We start from the raw sequence: 15,239 nt of genomic DNA, 5'->3' as shown, positions 1-15,239 counted from the left end.
ATCACGCAATGTCCACCGCCACCGCTACCCTGCCTCGCCGCCCGGCCGACCGGGCCGTGATCTGGGCCGTCCTCGCGCTCAGCGCGGCCGGGACGCTGGCCGTGTACTCGGCCGTGTCGTTCCTGGCCGAGACGAAGTCGGGCGGCGACACCGAGGCGTTCCTGTTCCGGCACCTCCTCCGGGTCGGGCTGGCGCTCGGCGTGGCCGGCGCGCTGTCGCTGGTCAACTACCGGTGGCTGGCGAAGCTGTCGAAGATCGGGCTCGTGCTGTCGCTGGGGCTGCTCGTCGCCGTCCAGGCGCTCGGGGCGGTCACGAACGGCGCGCAGCGCTGGCTCGAGCTGGGCCCGATCTCGTTCCAGCCCTCAGACCTCGCCAAGGTGGCGCTGATCCTCCACGTGGCCGTGCTGCTCTCGCGCAAGCAGGACTACATCTCGGACTTTGCGCGCGGCTTCGTCCCGCTCCTGGTCTGGATCGCCCCGACCGTCCTGTTGATCGGGATGGAGGACCTGTCGACGGCCGCCGTGCTGTCGGCGACGATGGGCGTGATGCTGTTCGTCGGCCGCGTCCGGGTGCTCCACATGGTGGCGGTCGGGCTGGTCGGCGCCGTCCTCGCGGTCGGCTTCCTGGCCTCGAGCCCGCAGCGGGCGGCGCGGCTGGAGGCGTGGACGGGCATCGAGATGTTCGCCTCCAACAACGAGTCCGTGGCCATCACCGGCCAGGACGAGAACTACCAGGCCGACCAGGCGCGGATCGCGATCGCGATGGGCGGGCTGACGGGCGTCGGGCCGGGCAAGAGCGTCCAGCGCGACTTCCTGCCGGCGCCCTACAACGACTTCATCCTGGCCATCATCGCCGAGGAGTATGGGCTGATCGGAGCGCTTGTTGTGCTTTTCGTATTTGTATGGATTTTGGGACGTGGATACCTTCGCGTCGCTCGTGGCGCCCCCGACCCCCTCGGCCTGTTCTTGGCGACGGGCCTGACGACGGCCGTCGTGCTCGGCGGCTTCGTCAACGCGATGGTGACGTGCGGGCTGCTCCCGGTGACCGGGCTGGCGATGCCGTTCGTCAGCTACGGCGGCACCTCGATGCTGGCGACCGGCGCCATGGTCGGCGTGTTGCTCAACGTCTCCCGCCACGCCACCTCCTCTGATTGACCCCTTCGGACGGACACACCGCCGGCGTGTCCCTACCGAGCTCCACGCACGACCGACCTCCTCCGCCTCCCCGTGACCGACACCCCCTCCACGACTCCCGCCAGCCTCCCCTCGGGGACGCCCCGCGTGCTGTTCGCGTGCGGCGGGACGGGCGGGCACGTCTACCCGGCGATCGCGATCGCCGACGCCGTCCGCACGCTCCGGCCCGAGGCGGCGATCGCGTTCGCGGGCACGCGCGACCGGATGGAGTGGGAGGCCGTCCCCAAGGCGGGCTACCCGATCCGCGCCGTCACGGTGAGCGGCTTCCAGCGGAGCCTGTCCGCAGGCGCGATCGCCAAGAACCTGGCGTTTCCGTTCAAGCTGGTCAAGGGGCTGTGGGAAAGCTGGCGGCTGGTCGGCGCCTTCGACCCCGACGTGGTCGTCGGCACGGGCGGGTACGCGAGCGGGCCGGTCGGGCTGGCCGGCTCGCTCCGCGGGCGCCCGCTCGTGCTCCAGGAGCAGAACGCGTACGCCGGGGCCACCAACAAGCTGCTGGCGGGCCGCGCGTCCGAGGTCTTCCTGGCGTTCGAGGCCGCCGTCCCTTACTTCGAGGGCGCCGAGACGTCGATCTCCGGCAACCCGGTCCGCCAGGACTTGGTGGACGTCGACGCCGCCGACGCACGGGCGCACTGGGACATCCCCGCCGACGCGCACGTGCTGCTGGCGATGGGCGGCTCGCTCGGCGCCGGGCCCATCAACGGGGCCCTCAAGCTCAACCTCGACCGCGTGCTTGCGGACGAGCGCGCGTTCGTGATCTGGGCGGCCGGCAAGCGCTACTACGACACGCTTCGCGAGGCCGTCCCGGACCACCCGCGCCTCCGCCTGGTCCCGTACCTCGACCGGATGGACTTGGCGTACGCCGCCGCCGACCTCGCGGTCTGCCGCTCGGGCGCCATCACCTGCTCGGAGCTCGCCGTCACCGGCACGCCGTCCGTGCTCGTGCCGAGCCCGAACGTGACGGCCGACCACCAGACCAAGAATGCGCTCGCGCTGAGCGAGGCCGGCGCGGCCGTGTTGCTCCGCGAGCCCGACCTCGACCGCCAGTTCGACGCCACCATCCCGACCCTCTTGCGCGACGCCGACCGCCGCCGCCAGATGGCGGACGCCGCCCTCGCCATCGCCCGGCCCGACGCCGCCGCTACCATCGCCGAGGCCGTCGTGGCCCTGGCCGAAGCCCGCACCGCACCGTGACGCAGACCCGACGACTCGGCGAGATGGGCACGGTCCGGCGGATCCACATGGTGGGGATCGGCGGGATCGGCATGTCGTCGATCGCCGAGGTGCTCATCAACCGCGGCTTCCAGCTTTCGGGCTCCGACCTCAAAAAGAGCGACGTGACGGCGCGGCTGGAAGAGCTGGGCGCCGTGATCCACGAGGGCCACGCGGCCGAGCACGTCGAGAACGCGGACGTGGTCGTGTACTCCTCGGCCGTCCGGGACCCCGCCGAGAACCCCGAGACGGCCGAGGCGCGGCGCCGGCTGATCCCCATCATCAAGCGGTCCGAGATGCTGGGCGAGCTGATGCGCGCCAAGCGCGGCGTCGGCATCGCGGGCACGCACGGCAAGACGACCACGACGACGATGGTCGGGCTCGTCGCCCAGCACGCCGAGCTCGACCCGACGATCATCGTCGGCGGCAAGGTGGCCGTGTTCGGCTCGAACGCCGTCGCGGGCGGCGGCGAGGTCATCGTCGTCGAGGCCGACGAGTACGACCGGACGTTCCTGCGGCTGGCGCCGATCGTCGCCGTCGTGACCAACATCGAGGCCGACCACCTCGACATCTACGAGGACCTCGACGACATCAAGCAGGCGTTCGTCCAGTTCGCCAACTCCGTCCCGTTCTTCGGCGCGGCCATCCTGTGCCTCGACGACGAGAACGTGCGGTCCGTGCTCGGCCAGATCCACCGGCCTGTCCGGACGTACGGCACGAGCCGGCAGGCGTCGCTGCGCGCCGAGAACATCGAACAAGTCGCTGCGACGACGCAGTTCGACGTCTACGAGGGGTCCGAGCGGCTGGGCGGGATCACCCTCCATGCGCCGGGCCTGCACAACGTCCGCAACGCGCTGGCGGCCGTCGCCGTCGGGCTCGAGCTGGGCGTCGACTTCCCGACCATCTCGTCCGGGCTCGGCCAGTACCAGGGCGTCGACCGCCGCTTCCAGGTCAAGGGCGAGGCCGCCATCGCCGACCTCGACGGCGCCTCCGGGACCGTGCTCGTCGTCGACGACTACGCGCACCACCCGACCGAGGTCGAGGCGACGCTGATGGCCGCCGCGCGGGGGTGGCCGGACCGCCGCATCGTGGCCGTCTTCCAGCCCCACCTCTACAGCCGCACGCGCGACCTCGCCGAGGACTTTGCCCGGGCCTTCTACGACGCCGACGTGCTCGTGCTGACCGACATCTTCCCGGCGCGCGAGACGCCCATCGAGGGGGTCACCGGCGAGATGGTGGCCGACCTCGCGCGCCAATTCGGCCACCGCGACGTGCACTACGTCGAGGACAAGGCGGCGATCTCGGACTACCTCGGCGGCATCGTCCACCCCGGCGACCTCGTCGTCACGATGGGCGCCGGCGACATCTACCGCTACGGCGACGCCTTCCTGGCGTCGCTCGGCGGGCCCACCGACGCCAGCCCCGCTTCATAATGGCGACCCGCACCCAGGCCCAACGCCTCGCCCGCCGCCGCCGGCTCCTCCGGGGGCTGGGGATCGGCGTGCTCGCGCTCGCGCTCGGCGCGGCGTGGGTGTGGCAGCGGACGCTGCCGCTGGAGCGCGTCGCCGTCGTGGGCGCGGTCCACGCCCCCGAGGCCGAGGTGTCGGGGCTGGCGGCCGTCGAGGCCGACTCGGTCGCGCTCTTTGCCCTCGAGCCCGCCCTCATCGCCGACCGCGTGCAGCGGCACCCGTGGGTCCGCGCCGCGACCGTCCGCCGCCTCCCGACGGGGACGCTGCGGATCGGCGTCCGCGAGCGGACGCCCGTCGCGCTCGTGCTCGACGGGGCCGGCCGGCCGGGCCACTTTCTCGATGCCGAGGGCTACGCGATGCCCGTCGCCGCCGCGACGCCCGCGCTGTACGACGTGCCCGTCGTGCGCGGCGCGCCCGCCTACCACCCGACCCAGCCCGTCGAGAGCGCCGGCCTGCGCTCCCTGCTGGCGGCGCTCGCCGCCGCCGACGCGCCGACCCAGGCGCTCGTCTCCGAGATCGACTGGGGCCGGACGGTCACGCTGTGGACCACGCCCGTCGAGGGCCACGGCTCGCTCCCGGTCCGCCTGGGCCACGCCGACCACGCCAGCCAGCTCCAGCGCCTGCGCGCCTTCTGGGACCAGGCCGTCCTGCCCCGGCCCGACGTCCGCTTCGAGCGCGTCGACCTCCGGTTCCGCGGCCAGGTCGTGACGCGCGAGCAGGGCCCCGCCGCCGACTCGACCGCCTCCACTCCGACCACCAGCTAACCCTCCCCACCCCCACCGCCATGAACACAAACGAACTCTCCGGCGACCGCGTCGTCGTCGGTGTCGACATCGGGACCACCAAGATCTGCGCCGTCGTCGCCTCAGCCGACGAGCTGGGGCGGATCCACGTCCGCGGCATGGGGGTGGCCGAGTCCGAGGGCCTGAACCGCGGCGTCGTCGTCAACATCGACAAGACGGTCGACGCGGTGCAGAAGGCGATCGGCGAGGCCGAGCGGACGGCCGGCATCCGGACGCAGTCCGTCGTCGTCGGGATCGCGGGCGACCACATCCAGAGCTTCCAGAGCCGGGGCGTGATCACGGTCGCCGGCGGCGAGATCGACCGCGACGACGTGCGGCGGCTGCTCGAGGACACGCGCCACGTGGCGATGCCGGCGGACCGCGAGATCTTGCACGTGCTCCCGCAGGAGTTTATCGTCGACGGGCAGGACGGCGTGGCCGACCCGATCGGCATGAGCGGCGTGCGGCTGGAGGCGAACGTCCACATCATCACGGGTCTGGTCTCGGCGGCGAAGAACGTGTACCGCTGCATCGAGAAGGGCGGGTACGCCGTCGACGACATCGTGCTGGAGCCGCTGGCGTCGTCCCACGCCGTGCTCCACGACGACGAGAAGGAGGTCGGCGTCGTGCTCGTCGACATCGGCGGCGGGACGACCGACATCGCCATCTTCGAGGACAAGACGATCCGCCACACGGCGGTCGTGGCGGTCGCCGGCAACAAGGTGACCGACGACCTCCGGAAGGGCCTCGGCATCCTGCACGACCAGGCCGAGCGCCTGAAACGCGAGTACGGCGTGGCGCTCGTCGACCTCGTCACCGAGGACCAGGAGATCCAGATCCCCGGCATCGGCGGGCGCCCGGACAAGAGCATCGGGCAGTCGACGCTGGCGCAGATCATCCAGCCGCGGCTGGAGGAGATCCTGGAGTTCGTGGCCATCGAGATCAAGCGGTCCGGCTACGGGCGGCACCTGTCGGCGGGCGTGGTGCTGACGGGCGGCGGCGCGTTGATCCCGGGCACGGCCGAGCTGGCGTCCGAGATCCTCGGCCTGGAGGCCCGCGTGGGCCGGCCGCTCGGGCTGGCGGGCGGCCTGGTCGAGGAGGTCGACGACCCGAAGTACGCGACGGGCGTCGGGCTCGTGCTCCACGGCCTGCGCACGGGCGCCGGGCGCGGGGCGTCGCTGCTGGCGACCGAGGTCGAGAAGGGCGAGATGAGCCCGGCCCTGGCCACCGGCGACGGGTTCGACTCGGACCCCGACAACCTGGTCAACAAGATCGCCAGCCGCATGCGCAGCTGGTTCGACGAACTCTAAACACTCCCGCGGCGAGGCGGCGGAGCCGGTAGTTTACCGGTCGTCTCGCCACCGCAACACACACTGGCGACACACACGCCCCCTAGGGCATCTATCATGGACGACTTCAGCACCCGATTCTCCTTCGACGACGACGCGCAAGACACGGCCCTCATCCGCGTGGTGGGTGTGGGCGGCGGCGGCGGCAACGCCGTCAACAACATGCTCTTGAAGGGCATCCGCGGCGTCGAGTTCGTGGCGATCAACACGGACGCGCAGGCGCTCACGGCCAACCAGGCGCCGAGCAAGATCCAGGTCGGCCGCGACCTCACCAAGGGGCTCGGGGCCGGCGCCCGGCCGAGCGTCGGCGCCTCAGCGGCGACCGAGAGCCAGCGCGAGATCGAGGCGGCGCTCGACGGCTGCGACATGGTGTTCGTGGCGGCCGGCATGGGCGGCGGCACGGGCACGGGCGCGGCGCCCGTCGTGGCGGCGCTGGCCAAGAAGATGGGCATCCTGACCGTGGCCGTCGTCACGAAGCCGTTCAACGCCGAGGGCCGCAAGCGGTCCAAGATGGCCGAGCAGGGGATCGAGCAGCTCAAGGAGGTGGTCGACACGCTGATCATCATCCCGAACGAGCGGCTGCTCGACGTGGCCGACGACGACACGACGCTCGTCGAGGCGTTCGAGATGGCCGACGACGTGCTGTACAACGCCACGCGCGGGATCTCGGAGCTCATCACGGTCCACGGCCTGATCAACCTCGACTTTGCCGACATCCGGACGACGATGCTCGACGGCGGCACGGCGCTGATGTCGTCGGCCGTGGCGACGGGCGAGAAGCGCGCCGAGCGCGCGGCCAAGGAGGCCATCTCGTCGCCGCTCCTGGACGGGATCTCGATCCGCGGCGCCCGCAACGTGCTCGTCAACATCACGGCCGGGATCAACCTGGGCGTGCGCGAGGCGACGCAGGCGACGGGCGTGATCCAGGAGGAGGCCGGCGACGACGCCGAGGTCATCTTCGGCACCGTCATCGACGAGGAGCTCGGCGACGCGCTCCGCGTGACGGTCATCGCGACGGGCTTCGACAACGACGGCCGCCCGGCGGACGCCGAGGCCGTGATGGAGCGGCCGAGCGTGATCCTGGGCCACAGCCACGGCTCGCCGCACTACAAGGGCGAGGACAACCTGAAGTCGCTCGACCAGCCGGCGTTCGAGCGCCGGGGCACGCCGCACCCGGAGCGCCCCGCCGAGCGCGTGCGCGACGAGTCGGAGACGACGGCGCGGACGGAGCAGGCGCCGGGCTCGGCGGCCCGGCCGGCCAACATCCGCCCGCTGCCGACGTCCGACGTGCCGCGCCGCGAGCGGATCAACAAGGACGACACGGACGTGCCGGCCTTCCTGCGCCGCATGATGGACTAGTGCGGGGCGCCCGGGCGAACGTTCCCGGGCGCGGCCCGCGCTGACCGACCCCTGTCACAGGTGCGCCCCTACCCTCGGGTCGAGGGGCTCACGAGACTCCCCCCGGACAGCTTCGCCAGGGCTGTCCTGAGGCCCCGCCGGTTCTCCGCCCGGCGGGGCCTCCTCGTGTCCGGGCGGGACGGTGGGGGAGTGGCGCGAGCGGGCGGGCGGGAGGGCGCTCGCTGAGAACGGCGCAGGCGACGGGCGGTGCTCGGCAGACCCCCCGCCTGGGCGCCCATCGCTTCGCTCAAGGGCGCTCAGGCTGTCCCCCTTGGCAAGGGGGACAGCTTGGACGCGCTATGCCAGCGGTCCAGGGTTGGCGCACCGTGCGCGTGTCCGAGCGGGGGGTCTGGACGATCCTAGCGCGTGGACGCCCGGTGCCGGCCGACAGCGGCGAGTTAGGCCGCGCCACGCTCCGAGCGCCGCTCGGCTTCTGTCTTCAAGGCCGACAAACTTCTCCCGAGGGCTCCGTCGAGCATCTTCTGCATCGGGCCCACGAAGAGCCGCACGAGGAGACCCTCGAACGACTCCTCCGTCCGAACGCGCGTCCCATCCCCCTCCGGCGTGAACGTCCATGTGTGGACGGCGCGGATGCCGAGCGGGGCCCGGCCCGTCCAGCCGATCCGCCGCTCCCGCTCGACCTCCTGGATCGTCGAGCGGATCGGCGTCCCACCCGACGTCCACTTGAACTCGGTCCCGGGTGCGAGCGGGCCGTCGACGTCCAGCGAGGCGACATCCGAGTTCCATGCAGGCCACTCGCGGAGATTGCTCTGAACCGACCACACCACGGACGGCGGCGCGTCGATGTAGGCCTCGGCGGCAGCGATGGCGGGGGCCTCTCGGTTGACGTCCATGAGCACAGCGGGGGGTGGGGCGGCGGCTACGGCCCGGCCCGATGTTCGTTGCGCCGGACCAACACTGCGCGGGGGCTAGCGCTCGCGGAGGCCGAGGACTTCGCGGAGCTGGGGGGCATCGGCGAGGGCGACTTTGGCGACGGTGGCGAGCTCGCCGGCGTGGACGCGCACGGCGCGGGCGGCGGCGTCGCGCGTGACGGTGGCGCGCTGGGCCTCGCCGGTCTCCTTCACCTGGGCGTGCTCGGCGGCGCGGGCGGCTTCGACGGCGGCCAGGCCCTGGGCGACGGCGGCAGGCGTGAGGCCCCGAATGCCGTCGGCGAGGGTGGGGGGCCTAGCCTTGATGTCCGCACGCTGAGTGATCCACCACGCCTCGTCCCTTCTGGCTGGGGCCCCCGCCTGCGCAGGGTCCGGAGTGCGTTGCGTTGTCTAGGAGGGGAACGGCGCGCCCGGGAGGCCGCCAGCCAGGCCGGGCCGCGTCGGGGCCGAGGCGGGGTGAGTCAGGCGAACAGCACGGGCTCCAGCAGCGTGTGGAGCCCGTTCGCCGCGAGGTGGCACAGCATCGCGTAGGGGAGGCCCCAGCGCCAGAACACTCCGCCGAGGACGAGGCCCGCGAGGCCGCTCTTGAGGAGGACCCCCGATGTGTACAGGGCGGCCATCGCTGGGGCGGGCGGCATCGGCCTCCCCAGGAGATGGGCCCCGGCGAACAGGAGCGCCGAGACGGCCAGCGCAGCCAGGAAGACGGTGCGGGGCCGGCGCGTGAGACGCGAGACGCCCCAGGCGACGACGCTCATCAGGACGAGGCGGAACGCGACCTCCTCGACGACGGCGACCGCCGCGAGTCGGGCCCAGGACGGTGGGTCGGCCAGGTGCGCGCGGAGCAGGGCCTGGATCTCCGGGGCGGAGGCGCCCATCGCCACGTTGGCCCCCAAGTTCATCGCGCCGACCGCGACGCCCAGCAGGAGGGCGCCGGCCGCGAGGCGGGTCCGCTGTGCGGGGCTCCGTGGGGCGAGCCGCCGGGTGCGCGCCGCCGCCACGAATCCGGTCCCGACGAGGACGGCCCCGAGCAGCCCGCCCCCGACCAGGCTCGCGAGCCCGGGGCCCTGGGATTCAAGGGAGGTGAGCGCGAGGAGGACCAGCAGCCACGTCGCGCCGACGGCCCACGGGTCGACGCCCGCGGCCCACGTCCCCCGGCGGGTCAGCGTGGGCGCGTCGGGGTCGGGAGGCATGAGGGTGTCCGGAACGCGGGGACCCGTCCTTGCGACCACGGGCGAGGTGGCCATCGGGGTCCGGTCCCCCAAATGTAGAGGCCGTGCCGGATCCCCCCTCCGCCGGACGCCGAGGGGGAATGGCGCGGGGGCGAACGCGGCGGGCCGGCGCGCGTACGCCCCCACCGTCGCCTCTCTGCCGTTGTCCCGCCTGCCGTTCCTGCTCGCCGCGCTGGCGCTCGCCGCCGCGCCGCTCGCCGCCCAGACCCCGGCCCCGGCCGACTCCGTCGCCGCCGACACGACCGCTCGCGTCGCGGTCGACAGCGGGCCGCTGGCGCCCGTCCGCGCCGCGCTCGCGGACTCGACGGCGCGCCGCGTGCCGTTCGCGCCGGTCGACCGCGCGCTCGCGGGCGTGGTGTGGACGGCGCCCGCCGAGACAGAGGCGGCGATTGCCGATCTGGTGGCGATGTACCGGGCGGGCGTGCGCCAGGTGCGGACCGACCTGGTCGAGGACACGACAGTCTTGGAGGCCGCGAGCCTGTTGGGGATGTCGCTGTGGCAGGACCTGCCCGTCGAGGGGCTGCCGGCGGCGTTCCTCGTGGGCCGGACAACGGAGGCGGGGGCCCTGCTGGCGGGCGCGCTGGACCGGGCGCGGCCGTACCGGGCGGCGCGGCACTTCGGGCTGGTGAGATCGAGCGACACGAGCGACCCTCGGGCGCGGGCCTACCTCCAGGCGCTGACGGAGCTGGCGCACGAGCGCGGGGCTCCGGGGACGCAGACGTACTACGTGAGCCGCTTCCCGCGCGACGACCGGGCGGCGCAGGCGGCCGACATCGTGCTGCTCGACGCGCGCGACGCGGACCCGGTCGAGACGCTGCGGCGGTGGCGGGCGGCGCGCGACACGCCGGTCGGGCTGGCGTCGTTCGGGACGGGCGTGCGGCCGGGGCAGGCGGGCGGGTGGCGCACGGTCGGCACGGAGGCGGCGCAGGCGCGCGCGCTGGAGGACGCGTTCGCGGCGCTGATGACGCTGGACCGGCCGCCGGTCGCCGCGTTCGTGTACCGCTGGCGCGACGCCGCGGCGGACGTGGTCGAGCGCGACCAGCGGGCGGAGGTGACCGGCACGCGGTTCGGGCTGCTCGGCGACGACGACGCGCCGCGCCCGTCGTTCGACGTGGCGTCGGGGTTCTGGACCGGTCGCCAGCGCGTGTTCGCGTTCGACGCGGGGAGCGGGGCGCGGCAGGAGCGCCGGGCGTCGCCGCTGCTGGTGATCGGGTGGCTGCTGGTGCTGGGCCTGGGCGGGTTCTACGCCGGCGCGCCGCGGCTGGCCTCGCTGGCGCCGCGCTACTTCGGCCGCCGCGACCTGTACCGCGAGGCGGTCCAGCGCGGGTTCGACCTGTCGGCGTTCGAGACCACGGGGCTGGTCGTCGCGCTGGCCGCGTCGGCGGGCGTGGTGGGGACGTCGGCGCTCCGCGCGCTCGGCCGCACGGACGCGCTCGTGGCCGCGACGGCGTCGTGGACGCTCGACGGGCAGGCGCGGCTGACGGGGCTGCTGGGCCGGCCGATGCTGCTGGTGACGCTGCTGGCGGTGGCGTACGGCGCGTGGCTGCTGCTCAACGTGATCTGGCTGTTCGTGATCTCCGGGCGCCGCCGGATCCGCCCGGCGCAGGCGCTGTCGCTGGCGGTGTGGCCGCGGTGGGCGTGGCTCCCGCTGATGGTGGTCTCGCTCCTGCTGGGCAGCATCGACGCCGGGCTGGCGACGCTCTTGGCGCCGACGTTCTTGGGCCTGGGCGTGCTGATCGAGGTCGTGGCCGGGTACCGGATGATGTGGGACCTGCAGGCCGTGACGTACGCGCCGCCGACGCGTGCCGTGCTGGTCGGGTACGGGCTGCCGTTCCTGCTGGCGGTGGCCGGGTTCGTGGCGCTCGCCCTCACGTCGAGCGACGAGCTGGGCTTCCTGTGGCACCTCGCGACGCGCGGGTAGGGCGCGCTCGGGCCGGGCCTTCATCCAGCGCGAGCGCCGCGAGCCTAGCTTGCGGCATGGCCTCGACCAACCAGCCCCAGCGCCTCGGCGCCGTCCTGTCCGACCTCGTCGAGCGGTACGGCTACCGCGAGCGGCTGGACGCGGCGCGGGCGGTCGAGGCGTGGCCGGCGGTCGTGGGCGAGGACATCGCCAAGCAGTCCGAGCAGATCTGGATGCGGCACGGGGTGCTCCACGTCAAGGTCCGCTCGGCGGCGTGGCGGCACCAGCTCCAGTTCCAGCGCGAGGCCTGGCGCGACCGGATGAACGAGCACCTGGGCGGAGTCGTCGTGGACGACGTGGTCTTCCGGTAGTCGCAGACGAGGGACAGCCTGATCTCTTCGGGGGGTCGGAGGGGTACGTTGCGCGCCCGTCCCTTCCCGCTCGCGATGACCTGTCCGCTTTGCGCCGACGCCCTCGTCCCCGCCACCCTTCTGGTCGACGACGAGGGCCCCGACCTGCAGGGCTTCCGGTGCCCGGCCGGGCACGGCCGCTTTCTGCCGTCCGACCTCTACGCCGCCTGGCGCGAGGGGCACGACTCGGCCGCGCGCGCGGACGCGCCGATCCCCCCGGCCGACGCCGTCGGCGACGTGAAGGCGCCCAAGCGGTGCCCCGACGACGGCCACATCATGAGCCGCTACCGGGTCGGCGACCCCGCCAGCTTCTGGCTCGACCGCTGCGGCTCGTGCCACGGCGTCTGGTTCGATGGGAGCGAGTGGGAGGCGACGGTCGAGTCCGGCTTGCTGGACCAGCTCCCGGCCATCGTCAGCGACGCGTGGCAACGCGCGCTCGAGGACGCCGACGCGGAGCGGCACCGGACGGGCCGGCTGCGCGAGCAGATCGGCGCCGACGACCTCGACCGCATCGACGCCTTCCGCGAGTGGGCGTGGGCGCATCCGGCGCGGCACGTGATCCTGGCGCGCGTGGGCGAGCGGCCCGAGGCCCCGGCGTAGCGGACGCCGACGCCTCCGGGCCGTCGTGTCAGGCGCCCTCGCCGTCGTAGGCCGTCGCGGCCCAGACGGCCAGGATCACGGCCCCCATCGCAACGAAGAACCCTTGGGCGGCGCCGTCGAAGGCGAAAAACCCCGCGAGCACCAAGGCCGCGCCGACGGCCAGCTCGACGGTCCCGTGCAGCCGGAACGGCACGAGCGCGGCGACGCCGAGCGGGAACGCGGTCGCCAGCGTCATCAGCAGGTGGATGACGGCGAGCGCGTAGCTGAGCGTGGCCGCGAGCCCGTCGAGGCCCAGGAGCGAGGGTGCCAGCGCGAACAGCGCCACGGCGACGTAGTCGACGACGCCGTGGAGGCGAGGGGAGAGGAGGGTGTGCATGAGGGGGAGGGAGGAGGGCGTTGTCGGACCCGTCGATGGGCGCCGGGCTACAGGCGCACGGCGGCCGTCAGGCGGACGCTCCGCGGCGGGACCGGGTGGGCGTGGAGGTCGTCGACGCCGGCCGCCGGCTCGCCGGGCAGCCGGGAGGCGTAGAAGTAGCTCACGTCGGCGGCCTCCGAGTCGAGCAGGTTGAGCACGTCGGCCGAGAGCGCGACGCGGCCGACGCGGGCGCCGACCTTGGCGCCGAGGAGGGTGGAGGCCGCCGCCGTGACGGCGCCGTCGGCGGTGAGCGGGCGCGGGCCGAGGTGGCGGACCTGGAGGCTCGCCATCCAGCCGTCGGGGCGGCCGAGATAGACGCCGCCCGTGACCACGCGGCCGAGCGAGTTCTCGATCCGGTCCTCGCCCTCAGGCACGTCGAGAAAGCGCGAGCGGGTGAGGGCCACGTCGAGGGCGAGCTGGAGCCAGTCGGTCGCGACGAGGTAGTTGGCCCACTCGACGCCGACGTGGCGGCTGGCGTCGCTGGCCTCCGTCCCGCCCGCGTCGCCGACGAAGACGAGCTCGGAGTCGAGCCCGATGGCCCACAGCGAGACAGTCGACTGGAGCCCGTCCACGGCGGCCGTGCGGAGGCCGACCTCGGCGGCGCGCGTGCGCACCAGCGGGTCGACGGGGTCCACGGCCGCGCCCGAGGCGGGGTCGACGGTGATGACGGTGCCGCGCGCGTCGTTGCTGTGGTAGCCCAGGCCCGCGTTGAGGTACAGCTCCGTGTCGGCCCACGGCCCGAGCACGACGCCGGCCTTGGGGCTGGCGAGCGCCGCCGTCCGGGTGCCCGAGTTGGCGGCCCGGTCGCTGGCGACGTCGAACCGGAAGGCGTCGACGCGCACGCCGAGCGTGGTGCGGACGGCCTCGGTCCAGCGCGTCTCGACCTCGCCGTAGACGCTGCCATTCGTCTCGGCGACGGCGTCGTCGCGGACGGTGCCGATCCGCTCGCGGGCGTCCGTGCGGAAGAGCCCGACGCCCCCGATCTGGTCGTGGCGGAGGCCGGCGCCGACGGTGATCCGGCTGCTCCGCCCGAGGCCGGCGATCCGCCAGTCGTGGGCGAGGTCGGCGCCGCCGTAGACGCGGCGGTCCTCCTGCTCGAACTGGTCGCCGCGGACGGGGTCGTCGAGGAAGTAGGTGAAGTTGGAGAACAGGTTGAGGCTGTAGGTGGCCGCGTAGGCCGTCGCCCGAGTCGCGGTCCCCGTCGGCGAAGTGCGCGCCCAGCGGCCGACGAGCGTGGCGCGGCTCGTGGTGCCGCCGACGGTCGGGTCGACGGTGTCGAGGCGGTCGTAGAGGTCGGGCACGGCACGGGCGGCGATCTGGTCGGTCGCGTCCCAGTCGTTGTGGTAGGCGAGCGCCGTGAGGGAGAGGCCGTTGCGGTCGGTGCCGGTGGAGTAGCGGGCGATGCCGCTGGCGAGCGTCCCGTTCTCGGGGTTGACCCAGGGGCCGTCGGTGACCTGGCCGCGCGCGGCGACCAGGAGCGTCCCGTCGCCGACCGGGGTGGAGCCGGCGAGGAGGGCGGCGGCGGTCTCGTCCGAGCCCGCCTCGGCCTGGACGAGCGGCGCGTCGAGGCGGCGCTTGAGGCGGATGTCGGCGCGGCCGGCCGTCGAGAAGTTGCCGCCGGAGGCGCCCTGCGGGCCCTTGGCGAAGGCCACCTCGTCGACCAGCTCCGGGATCAGGAAGTTGAGGTCGAGGTAGCCCTGCCCGTGCGCGTGCGTCGGCAGGTTGAGCGGGACGCCCTCGACGGAGGCGGCGAAGTCGGTGCCGTGGTCGAGGTTGAAGCCGCGCAGGAAAAACTGGTTCGCCTTGCCCGAGCCGCTGTGCTGGGTCACGATCGCGCCGGGGATGGTCTCGAGCACCTCGCCGACGCGGAGCAGCGGTCGCTGCGCGAGCTGGGCCCGGCCGACGAGTCCTTGGGAGGCGCTCCCGGCCGTCCCGACGAGGTTCACAGCGCGGCCCTCGACCACGACCTCGCCCAGCCCGGCGTCGGCGGGCGAAAGCACGAGCACGGCGCGCGTCGTCGCGCCGGCCTCGACGGTGACGCGTTGCTCGGCGTCGCGGTAGCCGACGGACGAGGCGCGGAGCGTACGGGCGCCGGCGGGGACGGCGTCGAGGCGGAACAGGCCGTCCGCGTCGGCGACGGCGCCGCGGTCGAGGGCGGGGAGCACGACGTTGGCGGCCGCCAGCGGCGCGCCGGTGTCGGCATCGAGCACGACGCCGGTGACGGAGCCGACGGCCTGGGCGAGGGCGCTCGCGGGCAGGAGACAGACGAGGGCGAGGAGCCGCGCGTGGCGGCGACGAGAGAGGGGCATCGGTCGAGAGAGGGGGCAAAGAAGGGGCAGGTGCCCGGGGCGCCGGGCACAGGGGAGACGCCGGGCGTGTCGCCCGGCGTCGGGGC

At 73.8% G+C, this 15,239-nt stretch carries 14 protein-coding genes; 9 read left to right on the top strand and 5 right to left on the bottom strand.

Features of this window, described 5'->3' with window-relative positions:
* Nucleotides 1-8 precede the first annotated feature (8 nt).
* The 6 genes from ACLIRP_RS15580 to ftsZ all read left to right on the top strand — a co-directional run bounded on the left by ACLIRP_RS15580 (nt 9) and on the right by ftsZ (nt 7,361).
* The gene (locus tag ACLIRP_RS15580; protein ID WP_412061387.1) at nt 9-1,154 is read left to right on the top strand and encodes an FtsW/RodA/SpoVE family cell cycle protein; all 1,146 of its coding nucleotides are present in this window, start codon (nt 9-11) and stop codon (nt 1,152-1,154) included.
* Nucleotides 1,155-1,226: 72 nt separating this feature from the next.
* Nucleotides 1,227-2,384, top strand: coding sequence for an undecaprenyldiphospho-muramoylpentapeptide beta-N-acetylglucosaminyltransferase (gene murG / locus ACLIRP_RS15575; protein WP_412061386.1), 1,158 nt, complete (start codon nt 1,227-1,229; stop codon nt 2,382-2,384).
* A 23-nt stretch (nt 2,385-2,407) separates the two neighbouring features.
* Complete coding sequence (gene murC, locus ACLIRP_RS15570; protein WP_412063724.1) at nt 2,408-3,835, top strand: UDP-N-acetylmuramate--L-alanine ligase; 1,428 nt, start codon at nt 2,408-2,410, stop codon at nt 3,833-3,835.
* Nucleotides 3,835-4,635, top strand: a complete 801-nt coding sequence (locus ACLIRP_RS15565; RefSeq protein WP_412061385.1) for a cell division protein FtsQ/DivIB — start codon at nt 3,835-3,837, stop codon at nt 4,633-4,635. Before murC ends, ACLIRP_RS15565 begins: the two co-directional genes overlap by 1 nt.
* 20 nt (nt 4,636-4,655) lie before the next feature.
* Nucleotides 4,656-5,963, top strand: a complete 1,308-nt coding sequence (gene ftsA, locus ACLIRP_RS15560) for a cell division protein FtsA (RefSeq protein WP_412061384.1) — start codon at nt 4,656-4,658, stop codon at nt 5,961-5,963.
* 96 nt (nt 5,964-6,059) lie between these two features.
* Entirely contained in the window at nt 6,060-7,361 is a 1,302-nt protein-coding gene (ftsZ, locus tag ACLIRP_RS15555) for a cell division protein FtsZ (protein ID WP_412061383.1), read from the top strand.
* A gap of 437 nt (nt 7,362-7,798) precedes the next feature.
* Here ftsZ and ACLIRP_RS15550 read toward each other — a convergent pair whose 3' ends face one another.
* From ACLIRP_RS15550 to ACLIRP_RS15540, 3 genes are all read right to left on the bottom strand, one after another.
* Nucleotides 7,799-8,254 (bottom strand): SRPBCC family protein, encoded by a 456-nt coding sequence (locus ACLIRP_RS15550; RefSeq protein WP_412061382.1) that lies wholly within the window; start codon nt 8,252-8,254, stop codon nt 7,799-7,801.
* A 75-nt stretch (nt 8,255-8,329) separates the two neighbouring features.
* On the bottom strand, nt 8,330-8,485 hold the full coding sequence (locus tag ACLIRP_RS15545) for a hypothetical protein (protein ID WP_412061381.1): 156 nt from the start codon (nt 8,483-8,485) through the stop codon (nt 8,330-8,332).
* A gap of 266 nt (nt 8,486-8,751) precedes the next feature.
* Complete coding sequence (locus ACLIRP_RS15540; protein ID WP_412061380.1) at nt 8,752-9,480, bottom strand: type II CAAX prenyl endopeptidase Rce1 family protein; 729 nt, start codon at nt 9,478-9,480, stop codon at nt 8,752-8,754.
* Between the two features lie 181 nt (nt 9,481-9,661).
* Between ACLIRP_RS15540 and ACLIRP_RS15535 the strand changes: the two genes are divergently transcribed.
* The 3 genes from ACLIRP_RS15535 to ACLIRP_RS15525 all read left to right on the top strand — a co-directional run bounded on the left by ACLIRP_RS15535 (nt 9,662) and on the right by ACLIRP_RS15525 (nt 12,429).
* Nucleotides 9,662-11,440, top strand: a complete 1,779-nt coding sequence (locus ACLIRP_RS15535; protein ID WP_412061379.1) for a hypothetical protein — start codon at nt 9,662-9,664, stop codon at nt 11,438-11,440.
* Nucleotides 11,441-11,496: 56 nt separating this feature from the next.
* A complete protein-coding gene (locus ACLIRP_RS15530) occupies nt 11,497-11,790 on the top strand; it encodes a DUF721 domain-containing protein (RefSeq protein ID WP_412061378.1) in 294 nt (97 codons plus the stop codon).
* Nucleotides 11,791-11,865: 75 nt separating this feature from the next.
* A complete protein-coding gene (locus ACLIRP_RS15525) occupies nt 11,866-12,429 on the top strand; it encodes a zf-TFIIB domain-containing protein (RefSeq protein WP_412061377.1) in 564 nt (187 codons plus the stop codon).
* Between the two features lie 28 nt (nt 12,430-12,457).
* Here the strand turns inward: ACLIRP_RS15525 and ACLIRP_RS15520 are convergent, their stop codons facing one another.
* Together ACLIRP_RS15520 and ACLIRP_RS15515 are read right to left on the bottom strand one after the other, a co-directional pair.
* The gene (locus tag ACLIRP_RS15520) at nt 12,458-12,805 is read right to left on the bottom strand and encodes a hypothetical protein (protein ID WP_412061376.1); all 348 of its coding nucleotides are present in this window, start codon (nt 12,803-12,805) and stop codon (nt 12,458-12,460) included.
* 47 nt (nt 12,806-12,852) lie between these two features.
* Nucleotides 12,853-15,153, bottom strand: coding sequence for a TonB-dependent receptor (locus tag ACLIRP_RS15515; protein ID WP_412061375.1), 2,301 nt, complete (start codon nt 15,151-15,153; stop codon nt 12,853-12,855).
* Nucleotides 15,154-15,239: the final 86 nt, after the last annotated feature.

Origin of the sequence: Rubrivirga halophila, from assembly GCF_046845755.1 — a bacterium.
Lineage (GTDB): Bacteria > Bacteroidota > Rhodothermia > Rhodothermales > Rubricoccaceae > Rubrivirga.
Note: the sequence above shows the minus strand (reverse complement) of the source record. Positions and strands in the feature narration are given on the sequence as shown.

Excerpts from the sequence above, each read along its gene's own strand:
- ftsZ (WP_412061383.1), top strand. The coding sequence starts at position 6,060 with ATGGACGACTTCAGCACCCGATTCTCCTTCGACGACGACGCGCAAGAC.
- ACLIRP_RS15540 (WP_412061380.1), bottom strand. The coding sequence starts at position 9,480 with ATGCCTCCCGACCCCGACGCGCCCACGCTGACCCGCCGGGGGACGTGG.
- ACLIRP_RS15530 (WP_412061378.1), top strand. The coding sequence starts at position 11,497 with ATGGCCTCGACCAACCAGCCCCAGCGCCTCGGCGCCGTCCTGTCCGAC.
- ACLIRP_RS15515 (WP_412061375.1), bottom strand. The coding sequence starts at position 15,153 with ATGCCCCTCTCTCGTCGCCGCCACGCGCGGCTCCTCGCCCTCGTCTGT.
- murC (WP_412063724.1), top strand. The coding sequence starts at position 2,408 with ATGGGCACGGTCCGGCGGATCCACATGGTGGGGATCGGCGGGATCGGC.
- ACLIRP_RS15550 (WP_412061382.1), bottom strand. The coding sequence starts at position 8,254 with ATGGACGTCAACCGAGAGGCCCCCGCCATCGCTGCCGCCGAGGCCTAC.
- ftsA (WP_412061384.1), top strand. The coding sequence starts at position 4,656 with ATGAACACAAACGAACTCTCCGGCGACCGCGTCGTCGTCGGTGTCGAC.
- ACLIRP_RS15520 (WP_412061376.1), bottom strand. The coding sequence starts at position 12,805 with ATGCACACCCTCCTCTCCCCTCGCCTCCACGGCGTCGTCGACTACGTC.
- ACLIRP_RS15565 (WP_412061385.1), top strand. The coding sequence starts at position 3,835 with ATGGCGACCCGCACCCAGGCCCAACGCCTCGCCCGCCGCCGCCGGCTC.
- ACLIRP_RS15525 (WP_412061377.1), top strand. The coding sequence starts at position 11,866 with ATGACCTGTCCGCTTTGCGCCGACGCCCTCGTCCCCGCCACCCTTCTG.
- ACLIRP_RS15580 (WP_412061387.1), top strand. The coding sequence starts at position 9 with ATGTCCACCGCCACCGCTACCCTGCCTCGCCGCCCGGCCGACCGGGCC.